We start from the raw sequence: 17972 nt of genomic DNA, 5'->3' as shown, positions 1-17972 counted from the left end.
TGGTCCGGTCGGCTGACCGATCGGATCGTCCGGCACCGCGCCGCCCGGCCGCCGTACGCCAATGGCCCGGTACCCTCGTCAGGTGTCTGCTTTTCCCCCGCCTCCCGCCCAACCGTCCGGCCGGCGCGTCGCCCTGCTCACCCTGGGGTGCGCCCGCAACGAGGTCGACTCGGAGGAGTTGGCCGCCCGGCTGGACGCCGACGGCTGGCAGGTGACCACCGACGCCGACGGTGCCGACGTGGTGCTCGTCAACACCTGCGGCTTCGTCGAGAAGGCCAAGCAGGACTCGGTGCAGACGCTGCTCGATGCCGCGGACGGCGGGGCCAAGGTGGTGGCTGCCGGCTGCATGGCCGAACGGTACGGCCGGGAGCTCGCCGAGCACCTGCCGGAGGCGCAGGCCGTCCTCGGGTTCGACGACTACCCGGATATCTCCGGCCGGCTGCGGGCGGTGCTGGCCGGCGAGCAGCTGCCCGCGCACGCCCCGCGGGACCGCCGCACGATGCTGCCCCTGACCCCGGTGTCCCGGCAGCACTCCGGTGTCGTGGTGCCCGGTCACGCGACGGTCGACGAACGTACTCCTGCGCACCTGCGCGCGGTCCTGCGGCACCGGCTGGCCGGCGGCCCGGTGGCGTCACTGAAGCTGGCCAGTGGCTGTGACCGCCGGTGCGCCTTCTGCGCCATCCCGGCGTTCCGGGGGGCGTTTGTCTCCCGCGCTCCCGAGGAGCTGCTGGCCGAGGCCGAGTGGCTGGCCGGCACCGGCGTTCGGGAACTGGTGCTGGTGAGCGAGAATTCGACCTCGTACGGCAAGGACCTGGGGGATCCGCGGCTGCTGGAGAAACTGCTGCCACAGTTGGCTGCCGTCGACGGCATCGTCCGGGTACGGGTCAGCTATCTGCAGCCGGCGGAGACCCGTCCGGGTCTGATCGAGACGATCGCCACCACGGCCGGCGTGGCACCGTACTTCGATCTGTCCTTCCAACACGCCAGTGAGCCGGTGCTGCGCCGGATGCGGCGCTTCGGCTCCACCGGGCGGTTCCTCGACCTGCTGGCCTCGGCCCGGTCGTTGGCGCCGCAGGCCGGCGCGCGAAGCAACTTCATCGTCGGATTCCCCGGTGAGACCCGGTCGGACGTCGACGAACTGGTCCGGTTCCTGTCCGCAGCCCGGTTGGACGCGATCGGGGTGTTCGACTACAGCGACGAGGACGGCACCGAGGCCGCCGGTCTGCCCGACAAGGTACGGGCCGCCACGGTGAAGCGGCGCTATGACCGGATCTGTGCGCTGGCCGACGAGCTGTGCGCGCAGCGGGCCGAGGAACGAGTCGGCACGACGGTGGAGGTGCTGGTCGACAGCGTCGACGACGGGCTGGTGGAGGGTCGGGCCGCGCACCAGGCACCGGAGGTGGACGGTTCGACGACGTTGGTGGCCGGCGCTGCCGGTGTCACCGGAGCCGGGGTCGACCTCGCCACGCTGCGCCCCGGCGACCTGGTCCGGGCGACGGTGACCGGGACCGAAGGGGTCGACCTGGTGGCAGTGCCGAGTGACGTGCTCTCGTCCGGTACGGCCGACCGGCCGCTCTCCAGCGCGGTCAGGTGAGCTGTTGACTTCCTCCCCGCCCTTGAAGAACGGGGATTCCCTGGTTCGCCCCAGGGGGTTCCTGCTTCACCGACGACCGCCCCGTCCGAGAGGAGGACTCCCGGTGAGGTCTCACACCGCCTCCACAGGCAGTCACGGAGAGCCCCTCCGCGAGAATGTTCCGGGCCGCGTTCACGTCCCGGTCATGGGCCTGCCCGCACCGGCAGGTCCACGACCGGACCGCCAACGGCAGGTGTTCAGCCAGTACGCCACAGCCCGAGCACAGTCGGGTCGACGGGAACCAGCGGTCCACGACCACCAGATCCCGGCCGTACCAGTCCGTTCTGTACCCCAGCATGCTGCGGAACTGCCGCCAGGCCGCGTCCGAGACGGCGCGGGCCAGACGGTGGTTGGCCATCATGTTGCGGACGGTCAGGTCCTCGATCACGATCGTCTGGGTTTCACGAACGAGCCGGGTGGTCAACTTGTGCAGGTGGTCGCGGCGGCGGTCGGCGATCCGGGCATGAACCCGGGCCACCGCCAGCCGGGCCTTGGCCCGGTTCGCGGAGCCTTTGGCCCTGCGTGCGAGGTTCCGCTGGGCGCGGGCCAGCCGATCGCGGTCACGGCGTTCATGTCTCGGGTTGGGGATCTTCTCCCCGGTGGACAGGGTGAACAGGCTGTCGAGGCCGGCGTCGACCCCCACCACGGCGGTGGTGGCCGGGGCCGGGTCGATCCGGTCGTCGCAGAGCAGGGAGACGAACCAGCGGCCCGCCGGGTCCTGCGACACGGTCACCGTCGACGGCGCCGCGCCCTGCGGGAGCGGTCGGGACCAGACGATGTCCAACGGTGCGGACATCCTGGCGAGGGTGAGGCGGCCGTCGCGCCACCGGAACGCGCTGGCGGTGTACTCCGCCGACCGCCGCGACCTCTTCCTCGACTTGAACGTCGGGTACCGGGCCCGTTTGGCGAAGAAGTTGGTGAACGCGGTCTGCAGGTGCCGCAACGTTTGCTGCAGAGGGACGCAGGAGACGTCGTTGAGGAACGCCAGGTCGTCGGTCTTCTTCCACCCGGTGAGCATCGCCGACGTGGCGTTGTAGGTGACCCGTTCCCGACGCAGGGTCCACGCCTCGGTGCGGGCGGCCAGGGCCATGTTGTAGACCAGCCGGACACAGCCGAACGTCCGGGCGAGCTCGGCGGCCTGCCCGGGGGTGGGGTGGAAGCGGTACCTGAACGCCCGCTTCACGGTCCTGGACACAGTCCACAATCTGGCGATTCGGTCGTGAGCCGTGGGGTCGCGTGTGGGGTGGACACCGATCCGCCCCGGCGACGGACCGGCTTTCCCTGTCCCGCTCCGCAGGAGTTCCGATTCCTCCCCGGCCGCAACGCCGGAGTATCCACGGAAGGACTCTGATGACCGAGCCGGGCGCCACCGCCGGTCCGCGTACCGCCGTCGCCGCGGTACCGGTGGTCAACGCGGCCAACGCGCTCACCGGGCTACGCATGGTGCTGGTGCCGGTCTTCGTGGTGTTCGTGATTCTCTCCGGGATGACCCACCCGGGCTGGCAGATCGCCGCCTGCCTGACGTTCGTCGTCGCGTCGGCGACCGACCTGATCGACGGCTGGATCGCCCGCCGGTACGCCTTGGTGACGTCGTTCGGCAAGGTCGCGGACCCGATCGCCGACAAGGCGCTGACCGGCACCGCGCTGGTACTGCTGTCCTGGTACGACCTGGTGCCCTGGTGGGTGACCGGGCTGATCCTGGTGCGTGAGTGGGGGGTCACGCTGATCCGCTTCTGGGTGCTGCGGCACGGGGTGATCGCGGCGAGCCGGGGCGGCAAGGCGAAGACGGCGCTGCAGATCACGGCGATCGTCTGGTACCTGCTGCCGCTGCCGTCGGTGCTCGCCGCAGTCGCTCCGTGGATCATGGCGGCCGCGCTGCTGGTCACCGTGGCGACCGGGCTGGACTACCTGGTCCGCGCGCTGCGGCTGCGCCGTACCGGGCCGGACCGGTGACCTCGGCCGGGTCGGACCGGGTGCCTCCGGCCGGCGCGTCAGCGGGCGGGCGGCCGCCGCCGGACGGCGGCGATCTCGGCATGGGGCGGTCGGCCAGCGGCAGCCCGGCTGCGGCGGTCGTGCACGCCCTGGCTGAGCGGGGCGAGACGCTTGCGGTCGTCGAGTCGCTCACTGGTGGCTTGCTGGCGTCCGCCCTGGTCGAGGTTGCCGGGGCGAGCCTGGTCTTCCGCGGTGGGCTGGTCGTGTACGCCACCGACCTGAAGCGTACCCTGGCCGGGGTGCCGCAGCGGTTGCTCGCCGACCGGGGACCGGTCGACCCGGACGTCGCGGTCGCCATGGCCCGGGGTGCCCGGGTCCGGTGCGCCGCCGACTGGGCGCTGGCTACCACCGGGGTGGCCGGCCCACAGCCGCAGGGCGGCAAGCCGATCGGGCGAGTCTACGTTGCCCTGGCCGGTCCGGCTGGAGTGCATCAGGTCCGGCGGTTGGACCTCGGCGGCGGTCGGGATGCGGTACGCAGGTCGAGCGTGACCGCTGCCCTGCGGCTGCTGACGACGCAACTACACGCCACGCGGCCCTGAGCGGGGGACACCCGCAACGCCGAGCGGATATAACTGACATCTGACTCTGATCGCCCTGCCGGGCCCGATTCGTGCTCTCGGGTGGGGTGTCGATCGGGTGGCGAACGGATAAGGTTGCGGGAAGCCTCCGGCACTCGCCGGCCGGTCCCGGACAGGGGGAGGTGCGATGGTCCTGCTACGCCGCGTTATCGGTGACGCGCTGCGTGCCCGCCGGCAGGGTCAGCGCCGGACTCTGCGCGAGGTTTCCACCGCCGCGAACGTCAGCCTCGGCTACCTCTCCGAGGTCGAGCGCGGCCAGAAGGAAGCCTCGAGTGAGCTGCTCGCTGCGATCTGCGACGCCTTGGGTGCCCAGTTGTCGGAGGTGCTGCGTGACGTGAGCCACACCGTCGCCGTCGCTGAGCAGCGGCAGGGCCTGCTGGTTCCGTTTCCCGAGCAGTCCCCGACGTCGTCCGAGCGGCCCCTGGAGGAGCGGCCGAGCCACAGCGAAGCGCTGCGCTCCGCCCCGGACGGCGCCGTCGGTACGACCGAGCGGGGCGACGCTTCGGCGCACCAGGTCGCCTCCGAGGGCGGGGTGACCGTCTCGGTCCGCAGCGACTCGCCGCTCAAGACGACGCTGCGGGCCTCCCGGCGGGTGCCGAACACCGGTGGTCGGGACCGTGACGTCGTCTGCGCCGCCTGAGCCGCAGCCGATCGAGCGGCTGCGGGCTGCCGGATCCTGGGCTCGCCACCGCTGGATCCGGGACACTAGGGTTGACCCTCAACCGGCCCACCCTGCCGGATCCCACCGATGGCGGCTTACGCGGTGGCGACGGCCTGGGACGATGGTAGGGGTGCCGGCGCACCGTACCGCCCGGGTCGGGCCGCCGTGACCGCCTGACCGTTCGCGCCGATAGTGAGGGGATACCGCAGAGATGGCGAACCCGTTCGTCAAGGGTTGGCGCTACCTGATGGCGCTGTTCGGCGCCAAGATAGATGAGCACGCCGACCCCAAGGTGCAGATCCAGCAGGCGATCGAGGACGCCCAGCGCCAGCACCAGGCACTGGTTCAGCAGGCCGCCGCGGTGATCGGCAACCAGCGACAGCTGGAAATGAAACTCTCCCGGCAGATGAGCGAGGTCGAGCGACTGCAGGGGATGGCCCGGCAGGCGCTGGTGCTGGCCGACAAGGCCCGCGCCGAGGGCGACGAGGCGGAGGCGAACAAGTACGAGCAGACCGCCCAGACTCTCGCCACCCAGTTGGTCGCCGGCGAGCAGTCGATGGAGGACCTCAAGACCCTGCATGACCAGTCGTTGGCCGCCGCCGCCCAGGCCCGTCAGGCGGTGGAGAACAACCAGATGATCCTGCAGCAGAAGCTGGCCGAGCGGACCAAGTTGCTGAGCCAGCTCGAGCAGGCCAAGATGCAGGAGACCGTGGCGTCGTCGCTGGAGTCGATGTCGGCGCTCGCCGCGCCGAAGAACACGCCGTCGCTCGACGAGGTGCGGGACAAGATCGAGCAGCGCTACGCCACCGCGATGGGCCGGGCCGAGCTGGCCGGCAACTCCGTCGAGGGGCGGATGCTCGAGGTGCAGAAGTCCACCCTCGACATGGCTGGTTCGTCGCGGCTCGACCAGATCCGGGCCAGCATGGCGGGAGAGAAGCTCGCCGGGGCACAGCCAGGGCCGGCGGTCGAGCAGACCCCGGCGGGTGCGGACAGCACGGCCGGCGCGGACGGTGCCAGTGTCGCCCGCCTCGACCAGCTCCGTGCCTCGATGGCGAAGGACAAGAACACCGGTGACGCCTCCGCCGCCGGCTGACCATCGGGCCAGGGGGGCGGGAAGGAGCAACGGTGGTGGATCCACGGACTCGTTACTTCCGCAGGCTGCGTCGCCTGCGTCGGGGTGCCCGCCGGTGGACCGTACTCGCTGGCGGCTTCGGTGGCGCGGCGGCGGTGCTGCTGCCGTACGCGGGGGTCAGTCCGGTCGACGCGGTATGGGCGGCGGCGGCCGGTGCCAGCACGGCGTTGGCCTTCTGGCGTTGGTCCGACCTGCGGGCGCTGGCCGGGCAACCGCCACCCCCCACGCCGGATCCGGCCATCGCCGCCGAGCAGGCCCGGCTCAAGCTGGTCGCCACCGTCGAGCGGATTCCGCTCGGCCGGGCCGCCGTCGGTGAGGTACGCCGACAGCAGGCGCTGCTGGCGTTGCGCGGAACGGTGGCGGCGGACGTCTGGACCCGGCTGGACCGGGCCGCGCGTACCCTCGCCGGGCTGGTGCCGCGGCTGACCGGGCCGGGCGAGTCGGCCCAGCTCGAAGCCGCGGTGGCCGAGCAGTCCCTGCGCGACCTGGCGTACCGGGTGGCCAGCGTGGAGAAGGCGGTACGGCTGGCTCCGGCCGATGCCGGGCTGGCCAACTCTCACCGGGTGCTCGTCGAGCAGTTGGAAGCCGGCACCGTCGCTTACGAAGGTCTCGTCGCGGCGGCCGCCAACTACGTCGCCGAGGACGGTCGTGCGGTCGGGCAGCACCCGTCGGTGAGCCGGCTCACCGAGGCCGGTGACCTGCTGCGGGGGGTTGCCGCCGGGCTGGCGGAGCTGCGCCAGCCACCAGACCCGGCTGGCACGTCGGGCACCAGTAGGTGACCCGGCCCGCCGACTCGGTGCGTCGCACCGCCGTGCCGCAGCGGCGGCACGGCCGCCGCCAGCGGCCGTACACGTAGGTGGCCTCCCCAGGTAGGCCGGTGATGCTGCGGCTGGCCCGCCCCCGGTTGGCGACCAGCAGCCGGCGTGCCAGGTCGACGACGGCGGCCAGGTCCGGCACCTCGCGGACCGGCGTACCGGGCGCGACACCACGCAGGAACAGCAACTCGCAAGCGTAGACGTTGCCGATCCCGGCGAGATTACGCTGGTCGAGTAGCGCCTCGACGACGGGCGTCTCGGGCCGAGCGGCGAGCCGGCGGACCGCTTCGGTCGCGTCCCAGTCAGCACCGAGTAGATCCGGCCCCAGCCCGGCGGTGAGCTCCGACTCGCGGTCCGTCACCACCAGCATCAGTTCGTGCAAGTGGTAGCCGACGGCGACGGATTCACCGGTGCGCAGCACCACGCGAATCAGGTGTGCCGGCCGGGCCGTCCAGCGTTGACCGACCCGGTAGGTCCGCCAACTGCCGTCCATCCGCAGGTGCGAGTGCAAGGTGTACCGCCGGTCGTCCGGTGCCGCGAGCCGCAGCAGCAGGTGCTTGCCACGGCTCACGCAGTCCAGCGCGGTCCAGCCGGACAGGTCGGTGGTCGCGAGCCGGGGGATCCGGAAGTCGCTGCCGGTGAGCAGCCGGCCAGCCAGCACTTCCCGCAGCCGGTGAGCGGTGTTCCAGACGGTGTCGCCTTCAGGCACGACGACAATCCTGCCGCAGGTCGTGACCGGGCGGGCCGATAGCCGGCCGACTGCCTCAGGCCGGACAGCCGACTGCCCGGGCCAGATGTCTCCGGCCCGGGCAGTCAGGGTGACGATGACGGTCAGTATCGTCGTCGGAACACGGCGAAGGTGGCTGCGGTGCCGAGCGCCAGCGCACCGATCAGCACCACCCAGATCGCTGTCGAGTTGATACCGTTGTTGATCTCCGCGTTGGCTTGTACCGCAGCGAGGAGGCTGTCGTCCGGCGGTGCCGGCAGAGGAACCGGGGGAAGTTCGCCGTACCGCACCAGACCGGTGCTCTCCAGCAGTGACATGTGGGTCTGGACGAAGCCGTTGGCGTCCTGCGCGAGCTGCCGGACGACGTCGTTACGGGTACTCGCTCGGACCGCACCGATGACCGGGAAGATGTTGCCGTGGGCGGCGCGGAGCCGCTCAACGAAGATCCGGTCGAACCGGGCACCCTCCGCGACCTTCATCTCGTCGACCCAGCCCTGCTGGGTGGGGGTCGGGTCGGTAGGCAGCTCCACGCCGAGCTCGTTGGCCGCTTCGACCACCAACAGGTCGAGCTCGATGTGCTGGTCGGCAATCTCGGCGCCGACCTCGCGGACCCTCTGCGTGCTGCCCTTCTCTGCGGCCAGCACACCAGCCGGGATCTCCCACAGTCCGGCGAGCCGGACGCCGTTGAGCAACTGGATGTCGGTGGCGGCGAGCTGGGTCGCTCCGGAGGGCTGCGCGAGCGCGGCGCCGGGCAGTGCGAGCAGCCCGGCGACGAGACCCACCAGGACTGCTGCCAACCGGCGCGGGGTGTGTGCCGCAGATCGTGCCCGGGCCATAGTGTTTCAACCTCCGAGTGGGGTCGACAGAGCGGTCGATGATCGACAAGAACGTTATGTCGAATGCCGCCTGCGCGTCAATGCTTTCGGCTCGGAACCACAGAAAAAAAGGAGCACCTAAACGTTTGCTGTGGCTAATCTTACTGAGATTGCCGGCATCGTCTGTTCAGCTGATGTTCCCGGTTCAACGTGGAGGTCACGGGCTTGTTCACATAGCGCGAATCTGGCCGCCTGGTATCTCGTGGTAGGAGTGCGGTTCGTGGCGTCGCGGTAACAGGGCGCCGATACCGTAGCAGAATGTCGGCCAATTCCTGACCCGGCGGATCACTGGAATCGCTACGGTGACTCGTCGGGACGCGGTGGCCGGACGATGTCGGCGTAGCGCAGATGGCTGGCGCCGTAGATTGCGAAGTTGAGCCGGGCATGGGACAGGCTCAAGTCGCCGTTCGGCCCGCCACGCACCACCTCAGCGTCGCCATCGCCCTGGCCGTCGTCGGTCCAGAAGCAGACGGGGCAGGTGGTGCATCCGGTCCGGTAGCCACAGCAGGGGCATCTGTCGACGGAGTACGGGACCACCCGCTAAGCCTTCCACAGGAACGTTTCGGGCATGTGCCTGAGGTACCCCGTCGGCGGTCCGTCGACAAGCGCACCGCCGACGGCGGGTACCTCCGGCGCACCCGCCCGTGCCGGCGGTGCCTGGCCCGACGTTCACGATCAGCCCCGTAACCGCAGTCCACGTGGCGTGGCCCGGAAGCCGGCGGCGGCCAGCGCCGTCCGTAGCGTGGAGCTGTGCACCCGCTCCCCGTCGGCGCGTTCGACCGTGATGGTGCCGAGTGCCCCGGAGCTCACCGCGTCGGCCAGCGCCCGGGCCGCCGCCTCGAGCCGCTGTCCGTCCTGAGTGAAGCAGAGCAGACTGCGACCGCCTCGTTCGACGTAGAGCGCCGCCTCCGCGTCGACCAGGACCACCAGCGCCCCGGCCTTGCGCCCGGGTCGGTGCCCCGCGTTCGACTCGTCGGCGCTGTCCACCGGTCGCTCCGGCCAGGGCAGTGCCGCGCCGTACGGGTTCGCCGGATCGGCTGCCGCCAGCACCACCGCCTCCGGCTGCCGGCGGTGCGTCGGATCGGAATTGGCGAGTTCCCGCAGCCGGTCCACCGCACCCGGTACGGCGAACTGGGCCGCACCGAGTCCGTCGACGAAGTAGCCCCGGCGGGCCGCACCGCGTTCCTCCAACGCGGCCAGCACCGGGTACACGGCGGCGAACCCACCCGGCTGCCCCTCGGCGGCGACCGCCCCCCGGGTCACCACCCCGTGCCGTTCGAGCAGCACGTCGGCGGTGAGCGCCGCCCGCCGGGTCGGGTCGGGGTCGCGGGATGGCAGCAGTGACCACCGACCGGCCAACTGCGGTGCGGCGGTACGGGCGACGAACTCCCGACCGACCCGCCGGGCCCGACCCCGTGCCCCGGCGGCGGTGCGGACCCGTTGTGTCGGGCGCGGGCCGAGTACGGCCCGCAGTGGAGCCAGTGTGTCGTTGGTCAGCCAGCCGGCCCACACCAGATCCCAGATCGCCGTCTCGATCCGCCCGGCCGGATCGGCAGTGTCGGCGGGCGCAACGCCAGCGGTGCCGGCGAGCGCCGCGTTGACCCGGTCGGCCAGTTGCCGGAAGAACAGCGCCTGCTGGTCGGCGAGGGCGGCGAGCACCGCCTCGTGCACCGGGGTCAGCGTGAGCGCCGGGTCCGGCGCCGGTAGCAGCAGGGGCGCGGTCTCCGTGAACACCAACCGGATCCAGCCGTCACCCGCGCCGACCGCGCCGGCACCGGACCAGGTGACCTCGCCGGAGGCGCAGAGCTCGTCCAGGTGCGCGGGGGAGTAGTCGGCCACCCGGGCCGGCAGGATCAGCCGTTCCACCGCTGCGGCCGGCAGGACCGCCCCCTGCAGTTGCTCGACGGCGGCAGCCACGCCGTCCACCCCACGACCCGGGCCGGCGACCTGCTGCCACCGGGGAAGGAACCGGACCAGGGCGGTGGCCGGCACCGGCTCGATCTCGCGGCGCAGCGCCGCGAGCGATCGGCGCCGCAGCAGCCGCAGCACATCGGCGTCGCACCACTCGGTGCCGGCCCGCCCCGGGGTGAACTCGCCGGCCACGATCCGCCCGGTCGCGGCGAGCCGCCGCAGGGTCTGTTCGACGACAAAGGCGCCCAACCCGAACCGGGCGGCGCACGCGGCGGTGTCGAACGGCCCCCGGGTACGGGCGTAGCGGGCGACCAGGTCGCCGAGCGGGTCGGCCACCGGGGCGAGGTACGCCGCAGCGACGCCGACCGGCAGCGCGACACCGAGCGCGTCGCGCATCCGCCCGGCGTCCTCCACCGCGATCCACCGCTCCTGCCCGGCGATCCGCACCCGCACCGCGCGCCGGGCCCGGGACAGCTCGGCCGGCCAGCCCGGGTCGACCTGCCGGGCCAGCAACTCGGTGTCGGCCAGGTCGCCGACGACCCGCAGCAGCTCGGCCAGGTCCTCGGCGTCGCACACCCGGCGGTGCCCGCCCAGCCACTGCAGCTGCCGGTGGGTCTCGGCGAGCACCGCCGGGTCGAGCAGTTCCCGCAGCTCGACCCGGCCGAGCAGCTCACCGAGCAATGTTGAGTCGAGGCTCAGCGCGGCGGCCCGGCGCTCGGCCAGCGGCAGGTCCCCTTCATAGAGGAACGCTCCGACATAGCCGAACAGCAGGGAACGGGCGAACGGTGACGGTCGCGGTGTCTCGACCTCTACCAACCGCAGCCGCCGTGCCGCCAGGTCGCCCATCAGCCCGACCAGCGCCGGCATGTCGAAGACGTCCCGCAGGCATTCCCGCGCCGCCTCCAGGGTGATCGGAAAATCGGTGAACTCCCGGGCCACGTCGAGCAGTTGGGCGGCGCGTTGCCGCTGCTGCCACAGCGGCTGCCGGCGTCGCGGATCCCGGCGTGGCAGCAGCAGCGCCCGGGCGGCGCATTCCCGGAACCGGGCGGCGAACAGGGCCGACCCGCCGACGGCGGTTTCGACGAGCTGGCTGATCTCGTCGCTCTCGAAGGCGACCAGGTCGGCACCGGGTGGTGTGTCGGCCACTTCGGGTAGCCGGATGACGATGCCGTCGTCAGCGGGCAGCACCTGGGCGTCGACGCCGTATCGCTCGGTCAGTCGCTGGCCGATCGCCAGTGCCCACGGCGCGTTCACCTGGGCACCGAAGACGCTGTGCACGACCAGCCGCCAGTCGCCGAGCTCGTCGTGGAACCGTTCGACGACGACCGTCCGGTCGTCCGGCAGGCTGCGGGCGGCGGCGCGTTGGTCGTCGAGGTAGCGCAGCAGGTTGTCGGCGGCCCAGTCGTCCAGACCGGACGACAGCAGCCCGGCGCGGGCGGCGGTCGGGTCCTGCCGGCCGACCTGGCGCAGCCGGGCGCCCAGCGCACGGCCCAGCTCGACCGGGCGACCGGGTTGGTCGCCTTTCCAGAACGGCATCCGGGCTGCCTGGCCCGGGGCGGGGGTGACCAGCACCCGGTCCGGGGTGATCTCCTCGATCCGCCACGACGTCGCGCCGAGCAGGAAGACGTCGCCGACCCGGGACTCGTAGACCATCTCCTCGTCGAGTTCGCCGACCCGCACGGGCCGTTCCGCCCCGGCCAGGAAGACACCGAACAGGCCACGGTCCGGGATCGTGCCTCCACTGGTGACGGCCAGCCGCTGCGCGCCCGGCCGTCCGGTGAGCAGGTCGGCGTCGCGGTCCCAGACCAGCCGGGGCCGCAGTTCGGCGAAAGCGGTCGACGGGTACCGACCGGAGAGCATGTCCAGCACCGCGTGCAGCGCCGAGTCGGGCAGGTCGGTGTACGGGGCCGCGCCGCGTACCAGGGTCGCCAGCGCGTCCACCGGCCAGGGATCGAGCGACACCATGGCGACGATCTGCTGGGCCAGGACGTCGAGTGGGTTGCGCGGGTACCGCAGCTGCTCGATGGCGCCGTGGGACATCCGCTCGCTGACCACCGCACAGGCCAGCAGGTCACCACGGTGCTTGGGCAGGATCACCCCGTGCGACAGCGCGCCCACCTGGTGCCCGGCCCGGCCGATTCGCTGCAGGCCGGCGGCGACGCTCGGCGGTGCCTCGATCTGTACGACGAGGTCGACCGCACCCATGTCGATGCCGAGCTCCAGGCTGGAGGTGGCGATCACCGCCGGCAGTTGGCCGGACTTCAACGCCTCTTCGATCTGCTGCCGTTCAGAGCGCGACACGCTGCCGTGGTGGGCGCGGGCGATCACTGCCGGGGCGCCGTGTGCGGTGTCCGACTGGGCCATGATCTCCGCCGGCATCCGGGTGCTGGACCGCCGGTCGTTGCCGCTGCTGTCGGCGCGGGGCGGGCCGGACTGCTGGTCCGTGCCGTCCGCCCGGTCTGCGGCGAGTTCGTTGAGCCGGGCGCAGAGCCGTTCCGCCGAGCGCCGGGAGTTGGTGAACACTATGGTCGACCGGTGCCGCCGGATCAGGTCGAAGACGCGTTCCTCGACGGCCGGCCAGATCGACCGGCCGGCCGGCGGCGGACCGTCGGCGTCCTCCTGCACCGTCTCGCGTTCGTCCAGCTGGTCGAGATCCGGCACCGGCACCTGGACGCTGACCTCGATCGTCTTGGCCGTGGCCGGGGCGACCACCTGCACGGGCTGATAGCCACCGAGGAACTGGGCGGTCTCCTCGATCGGCCGGACCGTGGCGGACAGGCCGATCCGCTGGGCGGGCGCCGGCAGCAGCGCGTCCAACCGCTCCAGCGACAGCGCCAGATGCGCACCGCGTTTGGTGCCGGCGACCGCGTGCACCTCGTCGACGATGACCGTACGCACGCCGCGCAGCGACTCCCGGGCGGCCGAGGTGAGCAGCAGGAACAGGGACTCGGGAGTGGTGATGAGGATGTCCGGCGGTTGCCGGAGGAAGCTGCGTCGCTGATCGGCCGGGGTGTCGCCGGTGCGAATGCCGACGGTCACCTGCGGTGCCGGTGCACCGATGCGGGCGGCGGCTTGGCCGATGCCGACGAGCGGGGTACGTAGGTTGCGGTCGACGTCGACCGCGAGTGCCTTGAGGGGGCTCAGGTAGAGCACCCGGCACCGCAGCCGCGGATCGTCGGGAGCGGGCGAGCGGGTCAGCTGGTCCAGCGACCACAGGAACGCGGCGAGGGTCTTGCCGGATCCGGTGGGTGCGACCACCAGGGCGTGCCGGCCGTCGCTGATCGCCTCCCACGCGCCGGTCTGCGCGGCGGTGGGCCCGGCGAAGGCGGCGGAGAACCACTCCCGGGTGGCTGCCCCGAAGCGCTCCAACACCGCGGTCATCGCTGTCCCTCCATCGGTCCGTCCGGCTGCCAGCGTGAACCATCCTGCCCGCCGGGTACGACGAAGCTGGGCCGTCCGAGCGACCGAATCCCACAAATTCGGGTGAGACCGGCAGGTCTGGCTTGCCCGACTTAGTAGTTATGGAGTAACTTTCTGTCATCGTCCGATCTCTCAAGGAGTACCCCCATGCCCGTTGTCGAGCGCGGCCTCCACCACGACACGGAGGTGCTTCTCCGGAAGGTGGACGGCCTGGTGGCCCTGCTGCGGCTGCGGCACCACCGGCTCGACCCAGTGGCGGTGGACCGGTTCGCCGACACCCTGCGGGCCCTGGTCGTCGACAGCGGATCGGCGAGCGCCGCCGACCGGGCGCGGGTACGCGCCACCGTGCATTACCACATGCTGTTGGCCAGCCGACGAGGTCGGCTGCCGCTCGCCGACGTGCCCGCACCCGCCGGACCGGCGACGCCGGCCCGCCCGGCGATGCCCGCCACGCCGACGACGGCTCCCACCGAACCAGCCGGCACATGACGGTAACCGTACGGTAACCACCGAATCCGCTGTGATCGCTTACCATCCAAAGTCCGGAATCCGGCGACGCCCAGGCCCGGCCACCGCCAGGCAGGCACGGCCAGCCAGGCAGCCGTCACCGAAAGACCGGTAGGCTGGCGGGGATCGACAGCGGAGGGGGGCACGGATGGCACAGCTGCGCCACCTCCCGGCTCCGCGCAGGATCGCCGTCGTCCTACTCGTCCTGCTCACCGTCACCGCCGTGCACGGTGCCGCCTCGGTCGCCGTACCGGCCGTCGCCGTCGCCGCCGGGCCGGCCTCCATCGGAGCCACGCTGCTGCACCAGACCGTCTCGCCCGGTGGTCGCAACTGCGTCGACGACGCCGACCACCGGCAGCAGCAGAGCATGTCGGCCCGGCCCGGCCCAGCCGGTGACGACCACGGCACACCGACCGGTACCGTCACCACGCCAACCTGGTCCGCCGCGCCATCCGCCACCGGCCGGGCCGCCCGGTCGTCGGCCGCTGGTCCGCTCCTGCGCCGCGGGACGCTGCCCTGCTCCAGCCGGGCACCACCCGACCGGCTGGCCGCGCAGCTGACCACCGCGGCGGCGCACCTGCCCATTCTCGACTGAGCCGGGCCACCGACCCGGCGGAGTCCGGGGCCGGCCGGCCCGAGCCTCCGCCCCGTCACGTCACCCCGCCACGGCCGCGACGCGCCGTCCGGCGTTCCTCACCCGCCGGGCCGGCGAGCCCGGCAACGGACCCGTGCCGGCGCGCGGGCCCGCGACGATACCTACCTGGAGCCATGCGTGCTGGTACTGCTCATCGTCCACCTGGCGACGGCGCTCGTGGCGCCGGCGCTGGTCCGCTGGTGGGGTCCGCGTGCCTGCTACCTGCTGGCCGCCGCGCCCGGCGCCGCCGCCGGCTGGGCACTGGCCAACACCGGTGCGGTACGCGACGGTGCCACGCTCGACGAGACGTACCGGTGGGTGCCGCAGCTCGGCCTCGACCTGGCGTTTCGGGTGGGCACCCTGTCCTGGCTCATGGTGCTGCTGGTCGGCGGCGTCGGAGCCCTGGTCCTGATCTACTGCGCCCGCTACTTCGCGCCGGGTGAGCCCGGGCTCGGCCGCTTCACCGCGAACTTCGTCGGATTCGCCGGAGCCATGCTCGGTCTGGTCCTCGCCGACGACCTGATCCTGCTCTACGTCTTCTGGGAGCTGACCACCGTCTTTTCCTACCTGCTGATCGGCCATCATCCGGAGAAGCGGGCCAGCCGCCGGGCCGCCGCCCAGGCGCTGATCATGACCACCCTGGGCGGCCTGGCCATGCTCGTCGGGTTCATCATGCTCGGTGAGCAGGCCGGCACCTACCGCTGGTCGCAGATCGCGGCCGGCCCGCAGCCGGCAGGCGGCTACCTGGCCGTCGCGCTGGTGCTGGTCCTCGTCGGCGCGCTGTCCAAGTCGGCGATCTTCCCATTCAGTTTCTGGCTGCCCTCGGCGATGGCCGCGCCCACCCCGGTCAGCGCCTACCTGCACGCCGCCGCCATGGTGAAGGCCGGCATCTACCTGGTCGCCCTGCTGTCACCGGTGTACGCGGGCAACCCCTGGTGGTACTGGCTGATCGTCACCACCGGCACCGCCACCATGCTGGTCGGCGGCTGGGCGGCGCTGCGCCAGACCGACCTCAAGCTGCTGCTGGCGTACGGGACCGTGAGCCAGCTCGGCTTGCTGGTGTTGGTGACCGGCGCGGGCGAACGCGCCCCGGCGTTGGCCGGGGCGACGATGCTGCTCGCTCACGCCCTGTTCAAGGCGACCCTGTTCCTGGTGGTCGGCATCGTCGACCGGTGCGCCGGCACCCGCGACCTCACCGAGCTGAGCGGGCTGGGTCGACGGATGCCGGCGGTCGCCGTGGCCGCCACACTCGCCGCCGCGTCGATGGCCGGGGTGCCGCCGCTGCTTGGCTTCGTCGGCAAGGAGGCGGTGCTGGAGGCGTTCGCACCGGACCCGGTCGTGTTGGCGCTGATCGTCCTCGGCTCGGTGCTCACCACCGCGTACAGCGCCCGGTTCATCTGGGGCGCGTTCGCCGGCAAGCCCGGTCGGGAGCCGACCACCGCCGCGTCGGTCGGCCCGGTGTTCGTGCTGCCGGCCGGCGTACTGGCGCTGCTCGGCCTGCTGCTCGGTCCGGCGGCCGGCGTCGTCGACACGGTGCTCACTCCGTACGCCGGACTGTTCGGCCCGGGTGACTACCACCTGGCGCTGTGGCACGGATTCACCCCCGCACTGGGGTTGTCCCTGGTCGCGCTCGTCGGCGGCGCCGCGCTGTTCCTGGCCCGGGAGCGGGTGGCCGCCGTGCAGCGGCGGCTGCGGGCCCCGACCGACGGGGCGACCAGTTACGCCCAGGCGACCCACCTGCTCGACCGGATATCGGTGGAGGTCACCGGTGCCACCCAGCGCGGGTCGCTGCCGCAGTACCTCGGCATCATCCTGCTGGTGCTGGTCACCGTGCCCGGTGGGGCGCTGCTGGTGACCCGCCCATGGACCGGGCAGTGGCGCTGGTACGACACGCCGGCGCAGATCGGGGTGGCCGCCGTCCTGGTGGTTGCCGCGATCGCCACGGTCCGGGCACAACGCCGGCTGAAGGCCGTCATCCTGGCCGGGGTGACCGGGTACTGCACCGCGTTGATGTTCGTCCTGCACGGCGCGCCCGACCTGGCGCTCACCCAGTTCCTCGTCGAGACGATCACCATCGTGGTGTTCGTCCTGGTGGTCCGTCGCTTGCCGATCTACTTCTCGGAACGTCCACTGCGCTCCAGCCGGTACGCACGGATCGCCCTCGGGGTCGTCGTCGGTGTGGTGATGGCCGGCATGGCGATGGCGGCGGTCGGCAACCGGGACGCGGCACCCGTCTCGGCGGCCTACCCCGAACAGGCGGTGGAATACGGCGGCGGGCGCAACGTGGTGAACGTGACACTGGTCGACATCCGGGCCTGGGACACCATGGGGGAGATCTCGGTGCTGGTCGTCACGGCGACCGGCGTGGCCAGCCTGGTGTTCCTGCGGCCGCGTACCGGGCCGGGTCCCCGCCGGGTCGGCGCCGCGACCGCAGCCGGCCACGGTGGCCGGCCGGGCGGCCCGTCACCGCCAACCCGGTCCCGGCGCCAACGGATCTGGCTGCGGGGCGGCGCTACCCAGACCGCGCGGGGCCGGTCGATCATCTTCGAGGTGGTCACCCGGCTGCTGTTCCACGCCATCCTGGTGTACTCGATATTCCTGCTCTTCTCCGGCCACAACGCACCCGGGGGCGGGTTCGCCGGCGGGCTGGTGGCCGGACTGGCACTGGCGGTGCGCTATCTCGCCGGTGGCCGCCACGAACTCAACGAGGCGGCACCGGTGGACGCCGGGCTGGTGCTCGGCGTCGGTCTGTTCCTGGCGATCGGCGCCGGGCTGAGCCCGATCCTGGTCGGCGCCGACGTGCTGCAGAGCGCCATCGTGGACCTGCACCTGCCGGTGATCGGCGACGTCCACCTGGTCACCTCGCTCTTTTTCGACGTGGGCGTCTACCTGATCGTGGTGGGCCTGGTCCTGGACATCCTGCGCAGCCTCGGCGCCGAGGTCGACCGGCAGATCGCGCGGTCCGCCGAGCCGGACGTCGAGGTGGACGACACCCCGCAGGGCGAGCTCGCCACCGCACCGGGTGCCGCCGGCAACGCCACCGCACCGGGTGCCGGCAGCGACCGGGTCGCCGGAGGAAGGAGCTGA

General features: G+C 72.2%; 14 protein-coding genes. 9 read left to right on the top strand and 5 right to left on the bottom strand.

The annotated features are described in order from the left end of the window. The first annotated feature begins 61 nt into the window (after window positions 1-61). Window positions 62-1594: a 30S ribosomal protein S12 methylthiotransferase RimO gene (gene rimO, locus ACXAHD_RS05950; RefSeq protein ID WP_475049051.1), complete on the top strand. Its 1533-nt coding sequence runs from the start codon at window positions 62-64 to the stop codon at window positions 1592-1594. On the opposite strand, the gene ACXAHD_RS05945 is transcribed toward rimO, so the two are convergent. Next, window positions 1587-2828: an RNA-guided endonuclease InsQ/TnpB family protein gene (locus ACXAHD_RS05945; protein WP_475049048.1), complete on the bottom strand. Its 1242-nt coding sequence runs from the start codon at window positions 2826-2828 to the stop codon at window positions 1587-1589. The two genes, rimO and ACXAHD_RS05945, sit on opposite strands and share 8 nt — an antisense overlap. 155 nt (window positions 2829-2983) lie before the next feature. Between ACXAHD_RS05945 and pgsA the strand changes: the two genes are divergently transcribed. The 5 genes from pgsA to pspM all read left to right on the top strand — a co-directional run bounded on the left by pgsA (window position 2984) and on the right by pspM (window position 6775). Next, window positions 2984-3586, top strand: a complete 603-nt coding sequence (gene pgsA / locus ACXAHD_RS05940) for a CDP-diacylglycerol--glycerol-3-phosphate 3-phosphatidyltransferase (RefSeq protein WP_475049045.1) — start codon at window positions 2984-2986, stop codon at window positions 3584-3586. An 80-nt stretch (window positions 3587-3666) separates the two neighbouring features. Next, window positions 3667-4164: a CinA family protein gene (locus ACXAHD_RS05935; protein WP_281555506.1), complete on the top strand. Its 498-nt coding sequence runs from the start codon at window positions 3667-3669 to the stop codon at window positions 4162-4164. Window positions 4165-4330: 166 nt separating this feature from the next. After that, on the top strand, window positions 4331-4843 hold the full coding sequence (locus tag ACXAHD_RS05930; RefSeq protein WP_281553999.1) for a helix-turn-helix domain-containing protein: 513 nt from the start codon (window positions 4331-4333) through the stop codon (window positions 4841-4843). A gap of 232 nt (window positions 4844-5075) precedes the next feature. Further along, window positions 5076-5957 (top strand): PspA/IM30 family protein, encoded by an 882-nt coding sequence (locus tag ACXAHD_RS05925; RefSeq protein WP_281554000.1) that lies wholly within the window; start codon window positions 5076-5078, stop codon window positions 5955-5957. A gap of 32 nt (window positions 5958-5989) precedes the next feature. Further along, window positions 5990-6775 (top strand): phage shock envelope stress response protein PspM, encoded by a 786-nt coding sequence (gene pspM, locus ACXAHD_RS05920; protein ID WP_281554001.1) that lies wholly within the window; start codon window positions 5990-5992, stop codon window positions 6773-6775. Here the strand turns inward: pspM and ACXAHD_RS05915 are convergent. The 4 genes from ACXAHD_RS05915 to ACXAHD_RS05900 form a co-directional block, all read right to left on the bottom strand. Beyond that, the gene (locus ACXAHD_RS05915) at window positions 6678-7520 is read right to left on the bottom strand and encodes a DNA-formamidopyrimidine glycosylase family protein (protein ID WP_281554002.1); all 843 of its coding nucleotides are present in this window, start codon (window positions 7518-7520) and stop codon (window positions 6678-6680) included. The genes pspM and ACXAHD_RS05915 overlap by 98 nt on opposite strands. Window positions 7521-7642: 122 nt before the next feature. Continuing rightward, complete coding sequence (locus tag ACXAHD_RS05910) at window positions 7643-8374, bottom strand: DUF4142 domain-containing protein (RefSeq protein WP_281554003.1); 732 nt, start codon at window positions 8372-8374, stop codon at window positions 7643-7645. 336 nt (window positions 8375-8710) lie between these two features. Next, complete coding sequence (locus ACXAHD_RS05905) at window positions 8711-8950, bottom strand: CPCC family cysteine-rich protein (protein ID WP_281554004.1); 240 nt, start codon at window positions 8948-8950, stop codon at window positions 8711-8713. 138 nt (window positions 8951-9088) lie between these two features. Continuing rightward, on the bottom strand, window positions 9089-13705 hold the full coding sequence (locus ACXAHD_RS05900) for an ATP-dependent helicase (RefSeq protein ID WP_281554005.1): 4617 nt from the start codon (window positions 13703-13705) through the stop codon (window positions 9089-9091). A 186-nt stretch (window positions 13706-13891) separates the two neighbouring features. Here ACXAHD_RS05900 and ACXAHD_RS05895 point away from each other — a divergent pair, with 186 nt between their 5' ends. The 3 genes from ACXAHD_RS05895 to ACXAHD_RS05885 all read left to right on the top strand — a co-directional run bounded on the left by ACXAHD_RS05895 (window position 13892) and on the right by ACXAHD_RS05885 (window position 17972). Then, complete coding sequence (locus tag ACXAHD_RS05895) at window positions 13892-14233, top strand: hypothetical protein (protein WP_281554006.1); 342 nt, start codon at window positions 13892-13894, stop codon at window positions 14231-14233. Between the two features lie 166 nt (window positions 14234-14399). After that, window positions 14400-14846, top strand: coding sequence for a hypothetical protein (locus ACXAHD_RS05890; RefSeq protein ID WP_475049040.1), 447 nt, complete (start codon window positions 14400-14402; stop codon window positions 14844-14846). Between the two features lie 177 nt (window positions 14847-15023). Further along, on the top strand, window positions 15024-17972 hold the full coding sequence (locus ACXAHD_RS05885; protein ID WP_475049038.1) for a Na+/H+ antiporter subunit A: 2949 nt from the start codon (window positions 15024-15026) through the stop codon (window positions 17970-17972).

The organism is Micromonospora sp. ABR4_055 (assembly GCF_056160425.1).
The sequence above is the reverse complement of the archived record's forward strand: the minus strand, read 5'-3'. Positions and strand labels throughout refer to the sequence as shown.